The sequence below is a fragment of the Sorangium sp. So ce363 genome (assembly GCF_051520435.1).
GTDB lineage: Bacteria > Myxococcota_A > Polyangia > Polyangiales > Polyangiaceae > Sorangium > Sorangium cellulosum_B.
Genome location: NZ_CP150333.1, coordinates 6,303,654 through 6,325,774, shown reverse-complemented (window position 1 = coordinate 6,325,774; position 22,121 = coordinate 6,303,654). Strand labels below are relative to the sequence as shown.

The following is a 22,121-nucleotide window of genomic DNA, read 5'->3' as shown; positions in this document are numbered from 1 at the left end:
CGCAGCTGCCTCTCCCGCGGAGGACCCGCGGCCTGGTCATCAACCGTAGGGATCGTCGTTCTTCGGCGGCTTCGGCGCGGCCGGCCTGGGCCTGGGCGCCGCAGGCTTGGGCGCCGCGGGCGCCGCCGTCGCCGTGGGGGCCGCGGGCTCTGGCGCTGGGGTGGTCCCTGCAGGCTCCGCCGTCGCCTTGGGCGCCGCGGGCTCCGCCGTCGCCGGGGCCGCAGGCTCGGCCGTCACCTTGGGCGCCGCAGGCTCCGCGGTCGCTCCGAGGGGCGCGGTGGCGCTCGCCGTCGGCGCCGCCGGCGCTTCGGCGGTCGTCGTGGGCGCCGCCGTCGCGGCGGGCGCAGCCTTGTCCGTCGCTGCGGGCACGACCTCCGTCGGCTGAGGCTTCTCCGCCGGAGCCGCAGGTTTCTCCGCCGGAGCTGCAGGCTTCGCCGCGGGCTGCTCCGGTGCGGCCGGCGGGGTCGCGGGGGGCTTGTCGCTCTGCCCGAAGACGAGCCAGAGCGCGCCGCAGAGCGCCGCCGCGACCAGCAGGATCGTGAGCAGCCGCCCGGTGCCGCTGCTCTCCTCTTCCTGTGCGGGCGGAGCCTGGGCCGCGGGTGCGGCCTTGGCCGTGGCCGCCTTGTCTTCCTTGGGCTTGGCGGCCGCTGGCTTCGCCTTCGCCTGATCGTCGGCCGCCTTTACGTCCTGGCGCGCAGGCTTGCCGTGCAGATCGTCCGCCGGCGCCCGGTCCGCGACCTCGGCCGGCCTCCTGGCTGCGGCCGCCTTCGCTGGTCTCGCCTCGGCCGCGGGCGCATCGTCCCGCGCCTCCCGCTCGTTCGCCAGCTGAGCGACCGCCGGGACCGGCATCGCCGCCGGCTCGGCTAGCGGCCTGACGTGCTCCTCTTTCGGCGCCGGAGCGGGCTCGGCCTTCTTCGGCGGGGCCGCCATGAGCGGCTCCTTGGACGGGCCGATCTCGTCCAGCGAGCCGCCGGCGTCGGCGAGCGCTTGCTTCAGCAGCTCGGCCGCCTGCTTCATCATCGTCCGCTCGTCGGGCGGCGGCATCTCCTTCTCGGGGTTCGTCTGCGGGAAGAAGCTGCCGCCCTCCGCGACGTCGGCCTTCTTCGCCTCGCCCTTGCCCGCGTCGCCCTTCGCCCCGATCGAGCCGAGCCCCAGCATCGTCGACGCCCGCTTCACCTGCGCCTGCGCTGCCTTGGAGGCCGCGGGCTCGGCCTGCGGCGCGCTCGCGGTCGCCGACGGGGCCGTGATCTCCTGCACGTCGTCGCCCAGATCCGTGCGGTCGGTGATGCCGGCCTCGAACGCCGACCCGGCGCCCGCTTGCGCGTCGACGAGCCGGGTGATCACGGCCTTGGATTTCTCATCGATCTTGATGAACTTGACGCCCATGCCCGCCGGGTGCGCGTCGCTCCCCTGCGCGGGCTCGCGCTTCCACACGACGCGGCCGACGCCGGCGATCACGGCTTGCTCGTCCTGCAGACGGATCTCGAACTTGAGCAGCGTGCCAGCGGGGAAGGGCGACGGCGTCTTGATGAAGATGCCGCCACGGCTCACGTCATGCGAGTGGTGCTCGATGAACTCGTCGACCGTGGCGCTCTTGTAGCGCACGGTCATCTGCAGCACTCTCGCTCGCGGATCTTTGCGTGTGTCCTGGGCCATCAGGGTAGAACTCCCGTCTACTTCGCGACTCGCTCCAGCGGATGTGGTCCGCATGTTACCCAAGGTTCGCCGCGAAGCCCAAAGGCTAACACGTGACGGTCGCTTTACCGAACGCAGCCATGGGCGACCGGGCGAGCATGCTGTTCGCGCGGCGCACGGCGCGCGTCACCGCGCCCGCGCCCCTGCGCCGCACGGCTTGGCGAACCGAGCGTGTGCGCGCGTCTCTCGTGATATGTTCGCGTCGACTGGAGAATGCGCCAGGATGGCTGTCCGGGACCACTTTCGCGTTCACGCGAGGCGACGCGTCGATCTTGGGGCGACGCTGCGCGATCGCCAGTCGATCGAGGAGCACGGCGTTCGCATCCGCGATCTGGGGCTGGGCGGCGCCGGCATCGAGCTGTCCGAGGCCCAGCTCGCGTCGGAGCTCCTGGATCCCGAGGCGTCGGTGACGCTCGAGGTCACCGCCCCGAACCTGTGGGATCCGCTGAGCCTCCGCGGTCGTATCGCCTGGATCCGCCGCGGTGCGGCGGGGCGGCCGGCGCGCGCGGGCGTTCGCTTCGAGCACCATGACGCCGGGTCGCTCTACGGCCTCTACCAGCTGCTCGGCACCGAACACTTCGACCTCTAGCGCGGTGGGCGCCCGCTTCGGAGACGGGCCCATCTCGACGTTTTCGGTGCTCGGCGTACGTGAGTACGCCTGCGCGCCGAAAACGCCGAGATGGGCCCGTCTCCTGTGCGGGCACCCCCCGCGCTGCGGCTGGGACGGGGGAGGGAGGAGGGGGTTCGGCTGTACCGACGCGCTGCGCTGCGGCGGGGACGGCGTGCTGGAGCACGCTTGCGCGTGACAACGTCGCTCTGGGTGCGGGAGGCGGCGCTAGAAGGCGAACACGGGGCTGACGGTGGGGGCCAGGACGAGGCCGAGCGTTGGCCACATCAGCATCACCTTCATCTCGGCAGACACTCCGAAGTTCTGGGTGATGCCATAGACCACACCGGCGCCTAGCGCGGAGAAGTTCCGCCCGGTGATCTGGTAGGCATCGAGATTCTCGACGTAGCGGGTGTTCGCCGGACACCTGTTGCTGCTGCTGGTGCGCAGAGGATCCCCCTCCTCGGTGCGGCGATCGCACACATCCACAGGCACCGAGGCGTTCACCTGGGCCAGCCCGATGGGCGAGGCGAAGGCATAGGGGCGGAACCCGCCCTTCTCGACAATTCGATCCCCCAGGAGGAAATACGTGGCGCGGAGCTCCGCATGGAGCGGCAGGAAGCTGAGCGCCTGGAGATGCGGGTTCTGCAGGTCATTGCCCGCCTCGTCCGTCCACGGGTTCGGCCCGTTCTTGGAAGACGGCGAGCCGCCGAACGCGAATCCGACCCGCACGCCGAGGAGCAGCGACAGGTCCGAGAACAGCTGCCGATCGTACGACAGCATCACCCGCCACCCAGCCAGGCTCAGGCCGCCCTTGACCCCGTTCGTTCCCTCCAGATCTGCGGGCTCGCCGTAGAACTGCCGGCCGTCGCCGCCCGGATAGAAGCAGGCGTAGGCGGCGTCGCTGCCCGAGCAGACGAAATCCGTACCGCGCACCAGGAGCAGGTCGAGCTGGCCGGAGACGCCGACCACGTTGCGGTTGCCCTTGCCCTTGCCCTTCGACGCCCCGCCGCCCTCGTCGCTCCCCTGCTCGCAGGTCCCGTTCACGCAGGCGAGCCCCGACTGGCACTCCTCGGTCGCCTCGCAGGCCGAACCCCAGGTCTTGTCCCCGCGCTTGCCGCCAGCCTCGGGGCAGCCAGGCAGGCCTGGCGGGCAATCCTCCTTCGCGGCGCACCGCTTCGGCGGCCCCTGGCCAGGCAGCGACGGCTCCTGCTCGATCTCGTTCTTGATCGGCACCCGGTGAGGCGCCTGCATCGAACCGGCGGTGCCCACCGGATCGCCCGCCTCGTCCCTCAGGATGACGAAATACCGGATATCGCCGGTCGTCGTGACATCCTCGCAGGGGATCTCCACCCCGAAGCCGCTCTCGACACGCCTCATCTCGAGCGACTTCCACTTGGGCGAGCCGAACGGCTTGTAGCGGACCGTCGCCTTGGACGCGTCGATCTCCTCCGGGATCTCGACGTACACGGGCACCGGCGTGTTCACCGCCTGCTCCGCCACCGGCGTGTGGGGAACGTCGCCCGCCGCGGCCTTCGTGGCCTTGCCGCCGCCGTCGCGAGGCGCCTTCCCGGCGGCCTGCGCCTCCTTCTGGGCCTCCTTGAACGCCTGGGCCAGCTCGGTCGTCGTCAGCGCGTCGATGAGCGCCGCCTTCGGATCGGCCTGGAGCGCCAGCACGAACTCGGCCTTGGCCTGCTGGAGCTTGTTGCCGCCGCCATACACCGTGCCGAGCGCGATGTGCAGCTTGCCGACCACCGGCTTCGAGCAGGCGTTCTTGTCGCACTTCTTCAGGGCGTCTTTGAGCTTCTTCTCCGCCTTGTCGAACTCGACAGAGAGGTAGTCATCGTCCATCGCCTGGTTGTGCAGCTTCATCGCCTCCGCGTCCTTTTCGCCGGCGGCGCCGGCGACCGCCGGCGCGCCGAGGACCCACAGCGAAGTCAGTGCAGACGCGAGACGAGCGCGGCGTGAACGACGGAAAAACACGGGTTCAGACCTCCAGGGTGTGCTGGGGAGGGGCTCTTGCTTTCAGGAGGAGGGGGCCGGGTCCGGCCCCCTGGACTGCGCGGTCGAGAGCGACCGTACCCCGACACGCCAGGCGGTGCCCCCCGCGACGGGCTGGACTACTGCGCGCCCTCCGTGCGGACGAACTGCACGCGCCGGTTCAGGGCACGGTTCTGGTCGGACGTGTTCGGCACGATCGGCTGCTCCATGCCGTACCCCTTCGATGTCAGCCGGGCTTCGTCGATGCCCTTGGCTACCAGGTACTTCTTCACGGAGGCCGCACGCCGATCCGACAGCTTCTTGTTGTAGGCCGCGGCGCCCTTGTTGTCCGTATGCCCCTGGATCTCGATCTTGATCTTCGGGTTCTGCTGGAGGACCTCCACCACGGCGTCGAGGATCGGGAAGCTCTCGGGCCGGATCTTGTCCTTGTCGAACTCGAAGTGGATCTGCTGCGTGATCTTGATCTCCTTCTCGGTGACGATGACCAGGCTCGGCTTCTTCGGGCAGCCCGGCTTGTCGCCGCCGACCACGCCCGGCTCGTTCGGGCACTGGTCCTCGAGATCGACCACGGTGTCCTGGTCGTTGTCCGGCTCGGGGCAGCCGTCGGCGTCCTCGTAGCCGTCCGGATCCTCCGGGTCGTTCGCGCAGTTCTTGCCCGTGCTGTCCTTGTCGTTCGCGTCGAGGATCGTGTCGAGGTCGTTGTCGAGCTCGGGGCAGCCGTCCTCGTCGAGGTAGCCGTCCTTGTCCTCGGGCAGGAGCACGCAGCTGTCCTTGCCGTCCGTCAGGCCGTCGCCGTCCGTGTCCGGATCGTCCGGGCAGCCGTCATCGTCCTGGAAGCCGTTCCAGGTCTCGGCGTCGCACGGGCACTTCTTGTCCTGCGGGTCGAGCAGCCCGTCGCCGTCGCAGTCTCCGGGCTTGGGCGGCGGCGCCTCCTCGACGAACCCGCGCTCGGCGCACTTCTGCGGCGGCGAGAGGTCGTACGCGGCGTGCGTGTTCGCCTTCGCGATGTCGAGGTGCTCCTTGGCCCGGACGAAGAAGCCCTGATCGAGCTCGACCGAGGCGAACGACAGGTGCGACTTCGCCATCGCCAGCTCGCGCGGCGCGCAGCGGAGCGCGCCGTTGCGCTCCGCCTGCTTCGCGATGGTGGTCAACGCCTCGATGTCGCCGCGCATGACCGGCACCTGCGTGCACGAGAAGGCGGCCCCGGCGATCGCCACGACAGCGATAGCGCCTGCGCGACGGGCGCGGCGGGAACTGCGGCGCGTCATTCCAATGCTCATCGACCCGCGCCCTCGTGCGCCTGTTTCGCTAGGGTGATCGCCTTGTCCGCGTACTCCTCTGCGACGTCGGCGAAGTCGATCGCGTCGCCGTAGTCGGCGGCCGCGGCCTCCTCCCGAGCCTTCCAGAGGTGCTCGCGCGCGGTGTAGTACTCGTACGGCGCATACTTCTCTGCGCCGAGCGCCTCGGCCGTCTCGAGCTTGCTCGAGGCCGAGTTCGCGGTGAACGCGTAGAGGGTACCGCCGCAGCCGCCCGTGAGAGCCGCCGCGAGCACCATGCCCGCGCCTGAAATCCAAGTCCCGAATCGCCGCCCGTGCGTCGTCACGATCGCGTTCTTTCTGGAGCGGGCACCTAAGACCGTCTGCCCGGCCGTCGCGACGCTATCAAGGCCGCTCGGCGCGCGTCAACCGGCTCGGGGAAGGGAAGGGTAAGGTCAGAGCTTCCGGTAGACGCCGACGACCACGCCGAGGAGCATCGCGGGCTTGAAGTCGCTCGCCCGGACCAGGATCGGCGCCATCGCCGCGTTCGCCGGCTGGAAACGCACGTAGTCCTTCTCGGGGAAGAAGTATTTCACGGTCGCCTCGTCGCCGATCAGCGCCACCACGATGTCGCCGCGCTGCGCGGTGAGCTGCCGGCGCACGAAGATGTAGTCGCCGCTGAAGATGCCCGCCTCGATCATCGAGTCGCCGGTGACGCGTAGGCCGAACACCTCGCGCCCGCCGCGCACGAGCGTGCGCTCGATCCGGACCGTATCGAGGACGTGCTCCTCGGCGAGGATCGGCAGGCCCGCGGCGATCCGGCCGACGACCGCGATCTCGACGAGGTCGTCCTCCTGGTCGTTCGCAGGGGCGTCGTTCCCACCGTTCACGAGCGCGCCGCGAAGATCGGCGCCGCCGCCGGCGCCCGCGCCATCGAGATCGCGCGGGCGGAGCGCGCGCGACTTCATGTCCTCGCGCGTGAGGTAGCCCTTGCGTTCGAGCGCCCGGAGGTGATCGTTCACCCCGTTCGTCGAGCGAATCCCCATATGCGCGCCGATCTCACGCAGCGTCGGCGGGTACCCGCGCTCGCTGATCGACTGCCGGATATAGTGAAGCACCTGCTGTTGTCGCTCGGTGAGCCCCTGCATCGGGCGGAACCTACTGAACGGTTGGGTAGATGTCAAAAAAGTGTGGAGCCCCCTCTCCAAGGCCTCGATTCTACTGTGATTTTCTGGATGCCAGCGGCGCTCGCCCGTCCGCCCGCCTCCCGCCGCGCCGTGAGCCGCGAGGCGCGTCGAGCGTGCAGGGTGAACCGAAGGGCAGGGCGCCGTTGTGGTCAAGGCTGCTTCGGGCCGTTGTTCCGTGAGCTCACCGCCTGGCGGGGCTCCAGCATCGCCCGGATCTCTTCGCCGTCGGCGGCCGCCGCGAACGCCTCCTCCAGCGTGATCATCCGGCGCTGGTAGAGGGACACGAGCGACTGGGCCATCGTCTGCATGCCGCTGCCCGCCTGGCCCACCTGCATCTGCGAGTAGATCTGGTGGAGCTTGTCCTCGCGGATGAGGTTCCGGATCGCCGCGTTCGGGATCATGACCTCCATCGCCATGACGCGCCCCGGGCCGTTCGCGCGCGGCAGGAGGAGCTGCGTCATCACGGCGACGAGCGTGAACGAGAGCTGCTGGCGCACCTGCGACTGCTGGTGCGGCGGGAAGACGTCGATGATGCGGTTGATCGTCGAGATCGCCGAGTTCGTGTGGAGCGTGGCGAACACGAGATGGCCGGTCTCGGCGATCGTCAGCGCCGACTCGACGGTCTCGAGGTCACGCATCTCACCGACGAGCACGACGTCCGGATCCTGGCGCAGGGCGTACCGCAGGGCGTCCTTGAACGACGCGGTGTCGGAGCCGATCTCGCGTTGGTTCACGAGCGACAGCTTGTGCGGGTGCAGGTATTCGATCGGATCCTCGATCGTGAGGATGTGCAGCCGCTGCTCCGAGTTGATCTTGTCGATGATGCTCGCGAGCGTGGTCGTCTTGCCCGAGCCCGTCGGGCCCGTCACGAGCACGAGGCCGCGGGGCTTGGCGGTGATGTCGAGCACCACCGGCGGCAGGCCCAGCTCGTCGAAGTTCATGATCCGGAAGGGGATCTGCCGGAACGCGGCGGCGACGGCCCCGCGCTGCATGTAGATGTTGGCGCGGAAGCGGGCGAGCCCCTTCATGCCGAACGAGAGATCGAGCTCGTTGCGCTGCTCGAACGCCGCCACCTGCTCCTCGCTCAGCACCGAGTAGCAGAGCTGCTTCGTGTCGCTCGGCATGAGCGGCGGGAGCTTCAGCGGCACCACCGTGCCGTCGATGCGCAGGAGCGGTGGCGTGCCGCTCGTGATGTGCATGTCGCTCGCGCCCTTCTCCACCATCGCGCGGAGGAGCTGCTGGAGCGTGTACCGGAGGCCTTCCTGCTGTCCGACGAGCTCGGTGGTCATGCGCTCAGTCCCCCATCGTCACGCGGCCGACCTCCTCGGTCGTGGTGACGCCCGCGAGCACCTTCTCGATCCCGCTCATCCGGAGGGTCAGCATCCCGCCCTTGATCGCGGCGGCCTTGAGCTCGGCCGTGGACGCGCCCTGGAGGACCATCTCCTTCAGCGCGTCGGTGAAGCGCATGACCTCGTAGAGCGCGACGCGGCCCTTGTAGCCCGAGCCGTTGCAGGTCTTGCAGCCCGCGCCGCGGACGAGCTCCGCGCGCGCCACCTGCTGCTCGGTGAAGCCGAAGTCGAGGAGCACCCTCGCGTCGACCTTCAGCGGGACGCGGCAGTCGGGGCAGATCTTGCGCGCGAGGCGCTGGGCCAGCACGAGGTTCACGCTGGCGGTGATGAGGAACGGCTCCACGCCCATGTTGAGGAGGCGCGAGATCGTCGACGGCGCGTCGTTCGTGTGCAGCGTCGAGAGCACGAGGTGGCCGGTGAGCGCGGCCTTGACGGCGATCTCGGCCGTCTCGAAGTCGCGGATCTCGCCGACCATGATGATGTCCGGGTCCTGCCGGAGGAACGACCGCAGCGACATCGCGAAGTTCAGGCCGATGTCGTCGTGCATCTGCACCTGGTTGATGCCGTGCAGGTTGTACTCGACAGGGTCCTCGGCGGTGCTGATGTTCGAGCCGATCTGGTTGAGCTCCGACAGCGCCGAGTAGAGCGTCGTCGTCTTGCCGGAGCCGGTCGGGCCGGTGACGAGGACCATGCCCCACGGCTGGCCGATCGCCCACTTGAAGTCGGCGAGCGGCTTCGGATCGAAGCCGAGCTTCGCCATGTCGAGCTGCAGGTTCGACTTGTCGAGGAGACGGAGGACGATCTTCTCGCCCCAGAGCGTCGGGAGCACCGAGACGCGGAAGTCCATCTCCCGGCCCCTGCCCATCTTCAGCTTGATGCGGCCGTCCTGCGGGAGCCTCCGCTCGGCGATGTCGAGCGAGCTCATGATCTTGAGGCGGCTCGAGATCGCGTTCTTCAGCTTGATCGGCGGCTGCATTTCCTCCATCAGCACGCCGTCGATGCGGTAGCGCACGCGGAGCTTCTTCTCGTACGGCTCGACGTGGATGTCGCTCGCGCCCTTCTTGATGGCGTTCAGGAGGATCGCGTTGACGAGCCGGACCACGGGCGCGCCCTCGGCGGCCTTCTCCAGCTCGAGGACGTTCACGTCGTCGGCCTCGACCTGGAAGCCGACCTCCTCCTCCCCGAACTCGCTCAGCACCTCGTCGTAGGAGGGCCCGACGTTGTAGGCGCGCTCGATCGCCTCCGTGATGCCGGTCTCGGACGCGACGACGGGCTCCACGTTGAAGCCCGTGAGGAACTTGATGTCGTCGATCGCGTGGAGGTTCGTCGGATCGGCCATCGCCACGACGAGCGCCGTCCCCGACCTGGAGATGGGGATGATCTTGTGCTTCTCGCAGACGTCCCGCGAGACGAGGCGCGAGACCTCCGCGTCGATCTCGTACTCGTCGAGGGCGACGGCCGGGACGCGGTACTGCGTCGAGAGGAAGCTCGTGATCTCTCCGTCGGAGATGTACCCGAGCTTGGCGAGCGCGTACCCGAGGTTCTGACCTGTCTTGCGCTGCTCCTCTTGGGCTTGCCTGAGCTGCTGGAGGCTGATGAGCTTTTCGCGGACGAGCAGTTCGCCGAGGCGGTTCGTTGTCGACATCGAGGCCGCAAATCCTGCGGGTGACGAGGGAGGGAGTCAACGCTGGCGGTTGGGGCCGGCGCGCATCAAGGGTAGGATGTCGGATGGTGGCGAGGATGGCGCTGCGTGAGTCTCTTTGAGTGGTTCGGGCTCAGGCGGGGGGACAGCCGACGCAGGGCGGCCGAGGCCAAGGAGCTCGCCGGCGATCTCGCGGGGGCGGTCGAGCTGTACCTCGACGCCGGGATGCCGGACGACGCGGCCCGGGTCCTCCTCCTCCGGGCGGACGCCGAGCGCAGCGTCGAGAAGCGGATCGCCTTCTGCGCGTCGGCGTCCCGCATGGCGGAGAGCCCGGAGCTCAAGCGCTCGGCGCTCGGGCGCAAGGCGCTGCTCGCGTTCGATCTGGTGCGCGCGCGGGGCGCGAGCGTGATGCGGAGCGAGGCGCTGGCGGTCGCGCGCGAGCTCGAGGAGGCGGGCGAGCTCGAGCGCGCGGCCGACGCGTACGCCCTGGTGGGCGACACCGAGTCGGAGACGCGGGTGCTGGCCGCGGCGGGCGCGATCGAGCGGCTCGAGGAGCGGCTCCGCTCCTCGATGACCGTCGAGAGGGACCAGCGAGAGCTCGCCGCGGTCCTGCGGTCGATCGCGGATCTCGACCGGATGGCGGAGCGCCGCGAGGCGATCGCGGTGGCCGAGGCCTGGATCGCGGGGAACCGCGGCGGCGAGCAAGTGGCCGACGCCCTGCGCGCGATCCGCGCGCGGCTCCTCTCGGGGCCGATCCTGTCGCTCGAGCTCGGCGGCGCCCTCCTGCGGTGCGCGCTCGGCGACGAGGTCACGATCGGTCGCGGCGAGGCGACCATCGTCGTCGCGTCCCGCGCCGTCAGCAGGACGCACGTGCGGATCCGGCGCGGCCCGTCCGGCGTCGAGGTCGAGGATCTCGGGACGCGCAACGGCACGACGCTGGCGGGCGCGCGGCTCACGGGGCCGCTGCCCGTCGGCCGCGGCGTGCAGCTCCTGCTGGGCGGGGAGGTGCCGTGCGCGATCACGCCGCGGACCGGGGAGGGGTGCGTGGTGGAGATCGCGGGCGATCGCTTCACGGCGCCGCTCGGCGATCTGCCGGTCGGTCCCTGGCGGATCCGCGTCGATCGGGCGGGGGCCTCGGCGTTCGTCGCGCTGAAGACGCCGCCGGGGGCGCCGCCGCCGTTCCTCGGCGACTACCAGCTCGCGCCGTCGGTCGAGCTCTGCGCGGGCGACGCGATCGCCTCGGCGCGCGGGGGGACGGCGGTCTTCCGGCTACCCCCCGCGGGCGAGGCTCCGTCGATCCGGCGCGGCGGCGCCGAGGGCGGCGCGGCGTGAGCCTGTGGCGGCGGATCAAGGAGCGCCTCGGCGGCGCCGCGGCGGACGGCGGTGCGCCGGCGGACGCGCGCGGCGGCGCCGGGCCGGGCGGGGTGGACGTCGGGGGCAGCGCGCATCCTGCGCGAGCGGAGCGGCCCCAGGCGCATGTGCGCGCGTCGCGTGAAGGCGGAGGCGACGACATCGCGCGCCTGCGGAGCTCCGGCACGCGGGAGGGGCCCTCGACGGACGAGGTCATCGCCGTGCTCCGGCGGGCGCGCGGGACGCTCCGGGAGGCCGAGGCCGTGGCGCACCTCGTCGCGGCGATGGAGGAGCGGGTGCTGCCCGATCCGATCCGCGTGGCCTGCGCGGATCTGCTCGCGGCCCGGGGCGACGAGCAGGGCGCGCTCGCCGTGCTGGAGGGCGCCGCGTCGCGCGAGCGCGGGGGCGCGTCGCGCGCGCAGCCGGTGTCCTCGACCGAAGGCCTCGTCCTCGCGGCCGATCTCTACGCCTCGCTGGGGCAGCTCCCGCGCGCGGTCGGCACGATCGAGCGCGTGCTCGTCCGGGAGATCGGCGCGCCAGGCGCGCGCGAGCGTCACCAGCGCTGGCGGGCGGCGCTCGGCGCGGATCGGCCCGCCGCGGTCGCTCGCCTGGAGGACGCGACCGTGGTCGCGCCCTCGGCGGGCAAGAGCCCGTTCCGCCTGCTCCGGGAGGTGGCGCGCGGCGGCGCCGGCGCGGTCTACGAGGCCGAGGACGAGGTGCTCGGTCGGCGCATCGGGTTCAAGGTCTACCACGGGCGGGGCGGCGACCGGGCGCACCTCACCCGCGAGGTGCGGCTCGCCGCGGCGCTCGGGGGCCCCGGCGTCGTGCGGGTCTTCGACGCGGACCCCGAGGAGGGGTGGATCGCGCTCGAGTGGATCGCGCGGGGGTCGGTGAGAGACGTGCTCCGCGCCGGCGACGCGGCGGCGCTCGCGCCGATCGCGCGGTGGGCGCGTCCGCTCGCGCGCGCGCTCGCCCGAATCCATGAGCGCGGCTACGTCCACGCGGACGTGAAGCCGGCCAACGTGCTCCTGCGCAACCTCGGCGAGCCCGTGCTCACCGACTTCGGGCTGGCCAGGCCGCGTGGCGCGCCGTCCGCCGGCGGCAGCCCAGGGTACGTCTCACCGGAGCGGCTCGCCGGGCGGGCGAGCGATCCCCGCGATGACGTCTACGGCTTCGGTCGCATGCTGGAGGACGTCCTCGTCCACCTCGAGCCGCTCGGTGGCGAGGGGCTCGCTCCCTGGAAGGAGCTGTCCTTGCTGTGCCTCGGCCCGGACGACGACCGGCCGCCGGACGGCGCCGCGCTCGTCCGGGCCGCCCGCTGAGCGCCGCGGCGGGCTCAGCAAGCTTCGAGGCAGCGCTGGTACCGATCGAGCGCGGCCGCGTCGGTGCCATCGAACGCGCCGCAGGGAGCCTCCGCCGCGCACGCCGACGCGCACCGGACGCGGCCGTCGCACGACGCCTCGGCGGAGATGCCGCTGCCGTGGAAGCCGCACTCCTCGGTGTGCTCGGTCGCCTCGTCGCACACGCTCCCGCAGCCGGCCGCGAGGGCGGCCGCGAGCGCAATTGACGCGGCTGACGCGGCTGACGCGGCGCGAGCTGCTCGTGCGCTGCGGGGTGCTTCCGTCCACCAACGACGCCTGCCTTCGCTCATGCCTGTTCTCTGCCGGCTGATCTCTCGTGCGGGGGACCTCACGCTGCGGCGTGGTGCGGCGCAGCGTGGCAACCCGCTTCGCTTCGGGCGCGGCCCTGGGTAGATTGCTCGCCTGCATGCGCGTACGCAACGAGAAGAGGGCGCCCTGATGCGCTTGGCCATCGTCGCCACGCCCAGCTTGCACCGCGATCAGCGGCCGGCGCCCGGCTCGCTCGACGGAGATCTCATCCGGGCCCGCCTCTCGCTGGACGATGCGGGCTTCCGGGTGATCGACGTCGATCCCGCCCGGGATCTCGCGGAGCAGCTCGACGCGCTGTTCGACGAGGTCGTTGCGACGCGGAGGACCCTGGTCGACGCGGAGGACGCCGCGCGCGACGATGCATCCACCCTGTTCCTCTTCTACGCCTCCAGCGCGGTCGCGCTGTCGCCGGACGGGGAGCTCTTCCTCTGCCTCGACCCCGAGAACCCCGGCCTGGGCGACGCGCTGGGCGACATCGCCGCGGTGTTCCGCGATCGCGCGCGCGGCGAGGTGCTCTTCGTCCTGGAGTGCCATCACGGCCCCGGGGCGACCTCGCGCGCCGTCGTCGCCGCCGCGGAGCAGGCGGTGGCGTCTTCCGTGACGGGGGTCGAGCTCCTCGTCGCGGCCCACCCGATCGGCTCGCTCGACGCGGATCTGCCGTCGGTGCTCACCCGCGCCTTCGTCGAGCACCTCGACGAGGCCGAGCCGGAGCGGGGCCTCACCGCGGAGGCGATCTTCCGCCGCGTGGAGGGGAACGCCGAGCTCGCCAGCGCCATCCCGTGCTTCGCGCGGACGGGCGGGCGGGGCTCCTTGTCGGTGCTCGTCCCGCGCGGCGGCGCTCCGGGCGCGCCTCCGGCGGAGAGGCCCGAGGCAGCGCAGCTGGTCGTCGCGGACGAGCGGGACGCCGCCACCACGCCGGCGCCGGCGCCGGACGATCCGGTCGCGCAGTACCTCGCGGCTGGCGACATGCTCGCCGCCGCCGCGGACCTGGAGGGCGCGCTCACGGCGTACAAGAAGGCGCTCGCGCTCGTCGGCGTCGCGCACCGGGACGCCCGCGCGGAGGTGCATCTGCGCATCGCACAGACCAGGTGGCGCCAGGAGCGGCACCGCGAGGCGATCGAGAGCTTCGACAAGGCGCTCGCGCTCGCGCCGGAGCACCGGCCCGCGCTCGAAGCCCTGGTCGAGCTCCACCTCGCCGGGCGCGATTTCGTCCGGCTGCGCATCGCGGAGGAGCGGCTGCTCACACGCGTCGAGGGGGACGGCGATCGCTTCGGGCTCCTCGTCCAGTTCGCAGAGCGCTGGGAGAGCATCGTCGGGGAGCCGGCGCGCGCGCTGGAGCTCCTCGAGCGGGCGCGGGAGCTCCGCCCCGACGACCCCGCGGTCTTGCGCGGCCTGGGCCGGCTCTACCAGGCCGCGGGCGACGTCGAGGCGTCGATCGAGGCGCGCCGCTGCCTCATCGAGCGGATGGAGGAGCCCAGGGAGCGGGCGGTCGCGCTCCTGGAGCTCGCGCGCACCGCGATGCAGGGCGAGGCCCGCGCGACCTTGACCGAGGTCACGCGGGAGCGGGACGGGATCGAGCTGCTCGAGCGCGCGCTGGACGCAGATCCCACGTTCCTCGATCCGCTCTCTCTCATCGCGATCCTCCTCTCGGCGCGGCAGGAATGGGGCGAGCTTGAGCTCGCGTACCGGCGGATGCTCGAGCGGGCGCATCGCATCGCCGACCTGCGCGTCCGGAGCGACGTCACCTGGGAGCTCTGCCGCCGCCTCGGCATGCTCTTCCGCGATCACCTCGAGGATCCCAGCTCCGCGCTGGAGGCGTTCGAGGGCGCGGTGGACGAGCGACCGGACGACGTCCCGGGGCGGCTCAGCGCGGCGTCGCTCGCGCGGACCGCCGGCCGGCTCGAGCGCGCCGCCGCGCACCTCCAGGCCGCGGCGGTGCTCGATCCCGGCAACGTCCAGGTGTTTCACGACCTGTTCGACACGTTCCAGAAGCTGAGGTGGGTCGACCAGGCGTGGTCCGCGGCGAGCGTGGCTGTCTACCTCGGCGCGGCCGAGGCGCGGGAGCGCTTCATCTTCGAGGAGCACCGCCCGGCGGGCCTCGTCCAGCCTGCGCGCGGGCTGAGCGTCGCGACGTGGGACCTCCTGCGCGCGGGCGATCGCGATCGCGCGCTCGAGGAGGTCCTCGCGTCGGTCGCCGGCGCGGCGATCCGCGCGCGGTTCGCCCAGCGCGCGCGGGAGAAGCGGGTTCCCCAGCTCGATCCGGCCGCGCGCGCCGACGCGGAGCGGAACGCGGCGGGCGTGGTTCGCCTGTTCTCGTGGGCGAGCCGGTGTCTCGGGATCGCCGCGCCGGCGGTCTACCTCCGCAAGGACGCGCCGATCGCGGTCGCCGCGGTGCCGGTCGAGGAGCCGAGCGTCCTCGTCGGTGGCGAGGCGCTCCGCGGGAGGACGGCGGCCGAGCTCGCGTTCCTGGTGGGCAGCCACGTCGCGTACCACGTCGGCCCGCACCGGCTGCTGCTGCATTTCCCGTCGCTCGAGGAGCTCGGCGTCTGTCTGGCCGCAGCAGTGAAGGTGGCGCGGCCGTCGGAGCTCGTCCCCGCCGACCTCGAGGGCGCGGTGCTCGCGCTGGTGCCCCTCCTCGACGAGCACCTGACGGAGAGCGAGCGTGACGCCCTGGAGGCCGCGGTGTTCGAGCTCTACGAGATCCGCGCGCCGCTCGATCTCGCGCACTGGGTGGGATCGGTCGAGCGGTGCGCTGCCCGGGTCGGCTATCTGCTGACCGGCGATCTCTCGGTGGCGGCGTCGTCGCTCTCGCGGGGGGACGCGCCGGGCGTGCTGACGGCCGAGGAGAAGATCGGCGATCTCCTCTCGTTCACGGTCTCGGACGCCTACCACGCCTTGCGCGAGGAGCTCGGCGTCGCGATCGAGCCCTGAGCTTTCCCGTCAGGGGTCCGGCCAGGGATGGCTGGACCCTGCGCCGCTGCGCGGTCGAGCGCTCGGCGCACGTCTTGTCGCCTCCGAGCGCTGGCCGCGCAGCGGCCGGCCCGTTCACTCCTTGCCCCGGAGGTAAGCGAGGTACGCGTCGTGGCTCGGCGGGCGGCCGAGGAAGCGGGTGACGAGCGCTCCCGCCTCGACGCCGCCGCCCTTCGCGAGCACCTCGTCGCGGAAGGCGCGCGCGACGGCGGGGTTCAGCAGGCCTTCCTGCTTGAAGCGGGTGAGCACGTCGCGCGAGAGCGACAGCGCCCACTGGTAGCCGTAGTAGCCCGCGTCGTAGGTGATGAGGTGCCCGAAGCTCGACTGCAGGTGCGTCCCCTTCACGAAGGCGAAGGACTCGTTCGCGCGCTGCGCCTGCTCCACGACCACGGTCGCGTCGAAGCCCGGATCGCGGGTGTGGAGCTCCAGATCGATCGACGCGAGGGTGAGCTGCCGCTGCGTCGCGAGCGCTCGACCGAAGCCTCGCGCGCGGGTCATCGCCTGGAAGAGGGCGTCCGGGATCTTCTCGCCGGTCGCGTGGTGCTTCGCGAACAGATCGAGCACCTCGCGCGACCACGCCCACTCCTCGAACATCTGGCTCGGCGCCTCGACGAAGTCGCGCACCGTCGCGGTCCCTGAATAGGAGGCCAGCTCCGAGCGCGTCAGGAGGTGGTGCAGCACGTGCCCGAACTCGTGGAAGAACGTCACCACGTCCTCGTGGGACATCAGCGCCGGCTGCGCCCCAGGCTTCGGGAAGTTGCACTCGAGCGCCGCCACGGGGCTCTGCCACGACCCGTCGTCGAGCAGCTTCGCGGTCCGCACGGTGAACATCGCCGCGTGTTTGTACTTGTCGGGCCTGCTGTAGAGGTCGAGGTAGAACTTGCCGATCAGCTTGCCCTCGGAGCGCACCTCGTACGCGGTCACGTCGGGGTGCCACGCCTTCGCGGGGACCTCCTTGTACTCGAGGGCGTACATCTTCGCGGTGATGTCCATGAGCCCCTGCTTCACCGCGCCGAGCTCGAGGTAATCCGAGAGCGCCTGCGAGTCGAACTGGTACGTGGACGCGCGGACCCGGTCCTCGAGGAAGTAGCGATCGGAGGGGGGGAGCTTGTCGGTCGGCTTGCCTCCGAGCCGCACGTGCTCCTTCATCAGCGCGGAGAACTCGGCCTTGGCGGGCTCTTTCAGCGCGGTCCTGACCTGGTCAAGGAAGCCGCGCACGGCGCCGCTCGTCTTGGCCATCCGCGGCTCGATGGCGTAGTCCGCCCAGCTCTTGTAGCCGAGCATCTTCGCCTTCTCGGAGCGGAGCGCGAGGAGGCGATCGACGAGCTTCACGTTCTTCTCGCCGCCGCGGTTGGTGAACAGGACGTAGAGATCGAGCGCGGCCTTGCGGTCCTTGGCGTAGGTGACGAACGGGAAGAAGTCGGGGTAGTCGGTGGTGATCTCGACCTTGCCGTTCGCCTTGGGCGCGTGCTTCGCGACGTACTCCTTGGGCAGCCCCTGGAGGGCGGCGGGCGCGATCTCGATCGATGCGGTCGACGCGGACAGGTTCGACATGAACTCCTGCCCGATGCGGGTGATCTGCTCGTTCACATCGCGGAGGCGCTGCTGTCGGTCTACCGGCAGCGACAGCCCGTTGCGGCGGAAGTCGCGGAGGACGTCGGAGAGCAGCCGGGCGCGCTCACCGTTCAACGCCTCGCGCGCGTCGCCTTTCTCGGCGTACGCCTCGATGACGGCGGCGAGATCGGCGTCCAGCCACATCGCGGTCGTGAACCTGTCGACCTTCGGCTCGCAGAGCCTCGCGGCCTCTCGCACCGCCGCGTCCGGGTGCGCGACCCCCATCAAGTACGGGAACTCGCCCGCGCTGTTCACCTCGAGCGCGGCGTCGTCGAACCGCCCGAGCGTCGCGGCGTAGGTGAGCTTCTCCGGCGGCGCGCCCCGGAGCGCCCTGATCGCATCGAGGTGCCCCTCCGCGGCGCGCAGGTGCTCGTCGCAGAGCTGCTTCACGCCCTCCACGGTGAGCCCCTGCGCCACGGGATCGAACTCGGCGCGCGGCGGCGCCTCGGACGGCGCGGTCGTCGCCGGCGTCGACGTCGCCCCCTGCGGCGCGGCGCTGCCGGCCGTGGCCGGCGAGGAGACCCCGCCGGTCTGGGGGCCAGCGTTGCAGGCGACGAGCAGGAGAAGCGAGAGGAGCCCTGAGCGCGCGGGTGTGGTGCCGACCTTCATGTCGGTCGGGCTATACCACGGGGAGCGGGGAGGCCCGGGGAGAGCCGCCGGCGATCTGCGCGCCCGGCGTGCCGACGACGGAGCGCGCAGCGCCGGCCTTCGAGGGCGGTCCGGCGCCGCGTGCTCTGGAGCACCCGGCGGCGAGCGCCCGGGAGACGGGCGCTCACGCCATGAGGTGATTCAGACCCTCACTCGGTCTCCGGCGGCAGGTAGGCGAAGAGGCAGTTGTATCCTCGGCTCGTCACGTCGGCGGCGGGCGTTCCGGCCGACACCCTGACGAGCAGCCGGTTGTCCGCTGGGGCCTCCGGGATCGTGACCCGCTCGACGTACAGGTTTTCGTCCTCGGTCTCCGTGGCCGAGTAGGTGGCGGCGTCGATCGATGTGCCGTCTCCGTTCAGCACCTCGGCGCTGAGCTCGCGGACCCCAGACCCGTTGCGCTGCGCTTCGCAGACGACCGAGAACGTCCAGCCCTCTTCCACGTCGTCGAGGGGGACCGCATAGATGTCGACGTCGGCGGTCTCTCCGTCGGCGAGCTGGCCCTCGATCGCGTAGCTGACGCCGCCTCCCCCGTTGGCGAAGGAGACCAGGCCGCCTTCCGGCGTCTCCACGACACCGTTGGTCTCCTCCTCGGCCTCGAGGGGATCGGAGCTCATGCGGTTGTGCAGCAGGATGTAAAAGTCGTTCTTTCCTGCCTCTCCCGCAGGGCGCTTGACGAAGACGAAGTACTCTTGCCCGGCTTCCACCGGGAGGGCGATATCGCCGCCCTTCGTCGGGTCCACCTTCGCGTACGCGTTGGTCAGATCGGTCGAAGCGAACACGGCGATCTCGCTGACGTTCACCGTCGAGCCGTTGCCCTCGATCCCTGTCGGCTGGTCGGCGATCAGCTGGGCGAGGATGACGTTGTCGACCGCCGGGGTCTCCGGCGGGGTGAACGAATACACGTCGACGTCGGTCGCGTTCTCGAAGCTGCCGAACGCGAAGGTGGTGAAGTAGCCCGACTCGTCGTTGTTCAGCTCATAGTGCAGCTGCACGGCCTGCTCGGCGTCATTGTTGGGCTCGATGTCGCCGATGAGGCTGTCGGTATCGCTCTCCGCCGGATCGAGCGAGAGGAGCGCCACCCCGTAGTCGAAGCTCACGACCTCGGCGGGGTCGAAGCAGCCGTTCGGGAAGGCGAACTGCGGGAAGGCGGCGTTGCAATCCTGGACGACGATGAAGTATTCGCCGTCTGCTGGCAGGACGGTGAGCAGCTCGCTGTCATTGGTGAAGCCCAGGGCCGGGTCGTCGTTCTGCGCGAGCTGGTTCCCGTCGGCGTCGAGCAGCGTGATGACGGTATCTGGGTATGTCGGATCCCTCTCGTCATCCGAAGGCCTCGCGTCGCTCAGGATGTACACCGGCTGCCCCTTGGCTCCGGTGAAGCTGTAGTAGTCAGCGTCCTCTTCCAGCGGATCGAGCGTCCCCTCGAGCCAACCGTCCTCGGGTTGGATCGGCTCCGCTTCTTCGGGGCTGTCGTTCCCGTCGTCCACCTCGCCTGAGCCCGTGGAGGTGCTGCCGGCGGCGGGGCCGGTGGTCGCGGAGGACGTCGCGGTGCTTCCGGCTCCTCCCTCGCCGCCGCCGCCTCCGTCGCCCTCGTCGTCTCCGCCGCAGCCTGCGGCGGTCGCAGCGATCGTGCTGAGCACGAAGAAACCCAGAAAATGCATCGACTTCATGGCACCTCCAACGTTTGCTATCCCACAGCGACTCCTGGTGTAGCGGCGTGGGAAATATACACCTACGCTTCTGCTCGTCCTGCGCGCCATGGGAGCGCACGCTTTTGACGGGCGGAGATCTGGAGCATACGTAATGGCCGGGTGCTGCTCCACAGCCGAATGGCCGAGGTCGGATCGGCCTGTAGAGCTCGGTGGTTAGCGCGTCGGATGGCAATGGCTCCGGGCATGACTCCCTGAGAAGAGACCCCAACTTCGTTGGTGCGCTTGACGACTCGGGCGGAACACGGAGTTCGCGGGGGGGCTCACCAGCTCGATGCGCCTCTGGCGGCGCGCGCTTCCAGCAGGGATCCGGGGCAGGGGCGAGCCGGCGCCGCGCGGCCGCCCCCTGCTCGCCTCTCGCCGCCGGCTCGGCCGCGTGCTCCGATGGCCGCTGGAGCTTTCGCCATGCCCCGTCCCGCGCTCGTCCTGGCCCTGCTGCTCTTCGCTCCCACCCCTGGATGCTCGTCGGACATCGACGCGTGCGAGGTGGTCTGCACCAAGAACGCCGAGTGCCAGACCGACAGCCCTGGAAAGGACACGTGCGTCGCGCTGTGCCTCGAGCTGTCCGACCGCGCGTCCTATGCCACGGCCATCGAGCGCACGGCCGAGTGTTACGAGGAGGAGGACCGGTCCTGCGCCGATCTCGCGGGTGGCGTCTGCGACTACTCGCCGGAGGATTGATCGACGAGGCCCGCCCCCTCTCCGGCGCGGGGCGCGCTTCCTACTCGGCCGCCATGAACGGATAGGCGACCGCGCGCGGCGGGGCGAACGTCTCCTTCACGACCCGCGGGGAGACCCAGCGGAGCAGGTTGAACAGGCTGCCCGCCTTGTCGTTCGTGCCGGAGGCGCGCGCGCCGCCGAACGGCTGCTGCCCGACGACGGCGCCGGTCGGCTTGTCGTTGATGTAGAAATTGCCCGCGGCGAAGCGGAGCGCGTCGCTCGCCGCCTCGATGAACGCCCGATCCCGCGCGAACACGGCGCCGGTCAGGCCATACGGCGACGTCTCGTCGCAGAGCGCGAGCGCCCTGTGCTCCTCGCCGTCGGGGTAGACCCAGACCGTGAGCACCGGCCCGAACAGCTCCTCCGCCATCAGCGGGTGGCGCGGATCCGTGGTCTCGATCAGCGTCGGCTCGACGAACCAGCCGTCGCTCCCGTCGTGCGCGCGCGCGCCGCCGCCGCACACGATCGAGCACGCCGCGTCCGACTTCGCCGCGGCGATCCGCCCCGTGAGCCGGGCGTGCGCTCGTTCGTCGATCACCGCGCCCATGAAGTTGCGGAAGTCGGCGACGTCCCCCACGCGGATCGCCCGGATGTGGCCCACGAGCCGGTCCTTGAGGGCCGGCCAGAGCGAGCGGGGGATGTACGCGCGCGACGCGGCCGAGCACTTCTGCCCCTGGAATTCGTAGGCGCCCCGGACGAGCGCCACCGCGAGCGCGTCGACGTCGGCGCTCGCGTGCGCGAAGACGAAGTCCTTCCCGCCGGTCTCGCCCACGATCCGCGGGTAGCTGCGGTAGCGCCCGATGTTCTCCCCGATGCGGCGCCAGATCGACTGGAAGACCGCGGTCGAGCCGGTGAAGTGGATGCCGGCGAAGTCCGGATGATCGAGGCACGCGTTCGAGACGAGCTCGGGCGGGCCCATGACGAGGTTGATGACGCCGCGCGGGAGGCCCGCCTCGATCAACAGATCCATCACGAAGTGCGCGGAGTACAGCGCGTTCGCGGACGGCTTCCAGACCACCGTGTTGCCCATCAGCGCCGGGGCCGCGCACAGGTTGCCCGCGATCGCGGTGAAGTTGAACGGCGTCGCCGCGAAGACGAAGCCCTCCAGCGGGCGAGGCTCCGCGAGGTTCCAGATGCCGGGCGCGCTCGCCGGCTGCTCCGCCGCGATCCGGTGCGCGAAGTGGACGTTGTAGCGGAAGAAGTCGATGAGCTCGCAGGCCGAGTCGATCTCCGCCTGGTACGCCGTCTTGCTCTGCCCGAGCATCGTCGCCGCGTTGATCGTGGGGCGGTACCGGGTCGCGAGCAGCTCGGCGGCCTTGAGGAACACGGCGGCGCGCTCGGTCCACGGCGTCCTCGACCAGGCCGGGTGCGCCCGCCGGGCGGCCTCGATCGCGCGCGCGACGTGCTCGGCGCCGCCTTGATGGGCGCGGGCGAGGAGGAGGTCGCGACGGTGCGGCGCGCGGACCTCGTCGAGCGCGCCGGTCCGGATCGCCTCCCCGTCGATGACCATCGGGATCTCGATCGTCTCCCGCGCCCGGCGGTCGAGCTCCGCCTTGAGGGCCGCGCGCTCCGGGCTGCCAGGCGCGTACGTGAGGACGGGCTCGTTCAGGGGGCTCGGGGGCGTGGCGATGGCGTCGATCATGACGCGAGTCTAGCGGCGGAGCCGAGGGCGCGCAGGCTCCGGCGCCGCTGCTCTCCGCCGCGGC

General features: G+C 71.1%; 16 protein-coding genes. 5 read left to right on the top strand and 11 right to left on the bottom strand.

Annotated elements, in window-relative coordinates; genetic code table 11:
* Window positions 1-39 precede the first annotated feature (39 nt).
* Entirely contained in the window at window positions 40-1,656 is a 1,617-nt protein-coding gene (locus WMF12_RS23675; RefSeq protein WP_437873735.1) for a TIGR02266 family protein, read from the bottom strand.
* 262 nt (window positions 1,657-1,918) lie between these two features.
* On the opposite strand from WMF12_RS23675, the gene WMF12_RS23670 reads away from it, so the two are divergent.
* Complete coding sequence (locus WMF12_RS23670; RefSeq protein WP_012237106.1) at window positions 1,919-2,284, top strand: PilZ domain-containing protein; 366 nt, start codon at window positions 1,919-1,921, stop codon at window positions 2,282-2,284.
* Window positions 2,285-2,530: 246 nt separating this feature from the next.
* Here the strand turns inward: WMF12_RS23670 and WMF12_RS23665 are convergent, their stop codons facing one another.
* From WMF12_RS23665 to pilB, 6 genes are all read right to left on the bottom strand, one after another.
* Window positions 2,531-4,174, bottom strand: a complete 1,644-nt coding sequence (locus WMF12_RS23665; protein WP_437873734.1) for an EB domain-containing protein — start codon at window positions 4,172-4,174, stop codon at window positions 2,531-2,533.
* 248 nt (window positions 4,175-4,422) lie between these two features.
* Window positions 4,423-5,520 (bottom strand): OmpA family protein, encoded by a 1,098-nt coding sequence (locus WMF12_RS23660; protein WP_437747883.1) that lies wholly within the window; start codon window positions 5,518-5,520, stop codon window positions 4,423-4,425.
* A 59-nt stretch (window positions 5,521-5,579) separates the two neighbouring features.
* Window positions 5,580-5,906 carry a DUF4398 domain-containing protein gene (locus tag WMF12_RS23655; protein ID WP_012237102.1) on the bottom strand — a complete coding sequence of 109 codons (327 nt, stop codon included), beginning with the start codon at window positions 5,904-5,906 and terminating at the stop codon, window positions 5,580-5,582.
* Between the two features lie 108 nt (window positions 5,907-6,014).
* Window positions 6,015-6,707 carry a transcriptional repressor LexA gene (gene lexA / locus WMF12_RS23650; RefSeq protein WP_012237101.1) on the bottom strand — a complete coding sequence of 231 codons (693 nt, stop codon included), beginning with the start codon at window positions 6,705-6,707 and terminating at the stop codon, window positions 6,015-6,017.
* A gap of 188 nt (window positions 6,708-6,895) precedes the next feature.
* Window positions 6,896-8,035 carry a type IV pilus twitching motility protein PilT gene (locus WMF12_RS23645; protein WP_437873733.1) on the bottom strand — a complete coding sequence of 380 codons (1,140 nt, stop codon included), beginning with the start codon at window positions 8,033-8,035 and terminating at the stop codon, window positions 6,896-6,898.
* A gap of 4 nt (window positions 8,036-8,039) precedes the next feature.
* Window positions 8,040-9,740 (bottom strand): type IV-A pilus assembly ATPase PilB, encoded by a 1,701-nt coding sequence (gene pilB / locus WMF12_RS23640; protein WP_437747881.1) that lies wholly within the window; start codon window positions 9,738-9,740, stop codon window positions 8,040-8,042.
* A 105-nt stretch (window positions 9,741-9,845) separates the two neighbouring features.
* Between pilB and WMF12_RS23635 the strand changes: the two genes are divergently transcribed.
* Both WMF12_RS23635 and WMF12_RS23630 read left to right on the top strand, forming a co-directional pair.
* Complete coding sequence (locus WMF12_RS23635) at window positions 9,846-11,069, top strand: FHA domain-containing protein (protein WP_437873732.1); 1,224 nt, start codon at window positions 9,846-9,848, stop codon at window positions 11,067-11,069.
* Entirely contained in the window at window positions 11,066-12,409 is a 1,344-nt protein-coding gene (locus WMF12_RS23630) for a serine/threonine-protein kinase (RefSeq protein ID WP_437873731.1), read from the top strand. Before WMF12_RS23635 ends, WMF12_RS23630 begins: the two co-directional genes overlap by 4 nt.
* A 14-nt stretch (window positions 12,410-12,423) precedes the next feature.
* On the opposite strand, the gene WMF12_RS23625 is transcribed toward WMF12_RS23630, so the two are convergent.
* Window positions 12,424-12,612 carry a hypothetical protein gene (locus tag WMF12_RS23625; protein WP_437747878.1) on the bottom strand — a complete coding sequence of 63 codons (189 nt, stop codon included), beginning with the start codon at window positions 12,610-12,612 and terminating at the stop codon, window positions 12,424-12,426.
* A 274-nt stretch (window positions 12,613-12,886) separates the two neighbouring features.
* Here WMF12_RS23625 and WMF12_RS23620 point away from each other — a divergent pair, with 274 nt between their 5' ends.
* Window positions 12,887-15,688: a tetratricopeptide repeat protein gene (locus WMF12_RS23620; RefSeq protein ID WP_437873730.1), complete on the top strand. Its 2,802-nt coding sequence runs from the start codon at window positions 12,887-12,889 to the stop codon at window positions 15,686-15,688.
* A 114-nt stretch (window positions 15,689-15,802) separates the two neighbouring features.
* Here WMF12_RS23620 and WMF12_RS23615 read toward each other — a convergent pair whose 3' ends face one another.
* Both WMF12_RS23615 and WMF12_RS23610 read right to left on the bottom strand, forming a co-directional pair.
* Window positions 15,803-17,950, bottom strand: a complete 2,148-nt coding sequence (locus WMF12_RS23615) for a M3 family metallopeptidase (protein WP_437873729.1) — start codon at window positions 17,948-17,950, stop codon at window positions 15,803-15,805.
* Between the two features lie 188 nt (window positions 17,951-18,138).
* Window positions 18,139-19,656, bottom strand: coding sequence for a PPC domain-containing protein (locus tag WMF12_RS23610; RefSeq protein ID WP_437873728.1), 1,518 nt, complete (start codon window positions 19,654-19,656; stop codon window positions 18,139-18,141).
* Window positions 19,657-20,100: 444 nt separating this feature from the next.
* Between WMF12_RS23610 and WMF12_RS23605 the strand changes: the two genes are divergently transcribed.
* Window positions 20,101-20,376, top strand: coding sequence for a hypothetical protein (locus WMF12_RS23605; RefSeq protein WP_437555147.1), 276 nt, complete (start codon window positions 20,101-20,103; stop codon window positions 20,374-20,376).
* Between the two features lie 40 nt (window positions 20,377-20,416).
* Here the strand turns inward: WMF12_RS23605 and pruA are convergent, their stop codons facing one another.
* Complete coding sequence (pruA, locus tag WMF12_RS23600; RefSeq protein WP_437873727.1) at window positions 20,417-22,057, bottom strand: L-glutamate gamma-semialdehyde dehydrogenase; 1,641 nt, start codon at window positions 22,055-22,057, stop codon at window positions 20,417-20,419.
* Between the last annotated feature and the right edge of the window lie 64 nt (window positions 22,058-22,121).

What these genes read in the sequence shown, in the direction of transcription:
- WMF12_RS23675 (WP_437873735.1), bottom strand. Translation starts at nt 1,656, where the DNA reads ATGGCCCAGGACACACGCAAAGATCCGCGAGCGAGAGTGCTGCAGATG.
- WMF12_RS23670 (WP_012237106.1), top strand. Translation starts at nt 1,919, where the DNA reads ATGGCTGTCCGGGACCACTTTCGCGTTCACGCGAGGCGACGCGTCGAT.
- WMF12_RS23665 (WP_437873734.1), bottom strand. Translation starts at nt 4,174, where the DNA reads ATGAAGCTGCACAACCAGGCGATGGACGATGACTACCTCTCTGTCGAG.
- lexA (WP_012237101.1), bottom strand. Translation starts at nt 6,707, where the DNA reads ATGCAGGGGCTCACCGAGCGACAACAGCAGGTGCTTCACTATATCCGG.
- WMF12_RS23645 (WP_437873733.1), bottom strand. Translation starts at nt 8,035, where the DNA reads ATGACCACCGAGCTCGTCGGACAGCAGGAAGGCCTCCGGTACACGCTC.
- pilB (WP_437747881.1), bottom strand. Translation starts at nt 9,740, where the DNA reads ATGTCGACAACGAACCGCCTCGGCGAACTGCTCGTCCGCGAAAAGCTC.
- WMF12_RS23620 (WP_437873730.1), top strand. Translation starts at nt 12,887, where the DNA reads ATGCGCTTGGCCATCGTCGCCACGCCCAGCTTGCACCGCGATCAGCGG.
- WMF12_RS23615 (WP_437873729.1), bottom strand. Translation starts at nt 17,950, where the DNA reads ATGAAGGTCGGCACCACACCCGCGCGCTCAGGGCTCCTCTCGCTTCTC.
- WMF12_RS23610 (WP_437873728.1), bottom strand. Translation starts at nt 19,656, where the DNA reads ATGAAGTCGATGCATTTTCTGGGTTTCTTCGTGCTCAGCACGATCGCT.
- WMF12_RS23605 (WP_437555147.1), top strand. Translation starts at nt 20,101, where the DNA reads ATGCCCCGTCCCGCGCTCGTCCTGGCCCTGCTGCTCTTCGCTCCCACC.
- pruA (WP_437873727.1), bottom strand. Translation starts at nt 22,057, where the DNA reads ATGATCGACGCCATCGCCACGCCCCCGAGCCCCCTGAACGAGCCCGTC.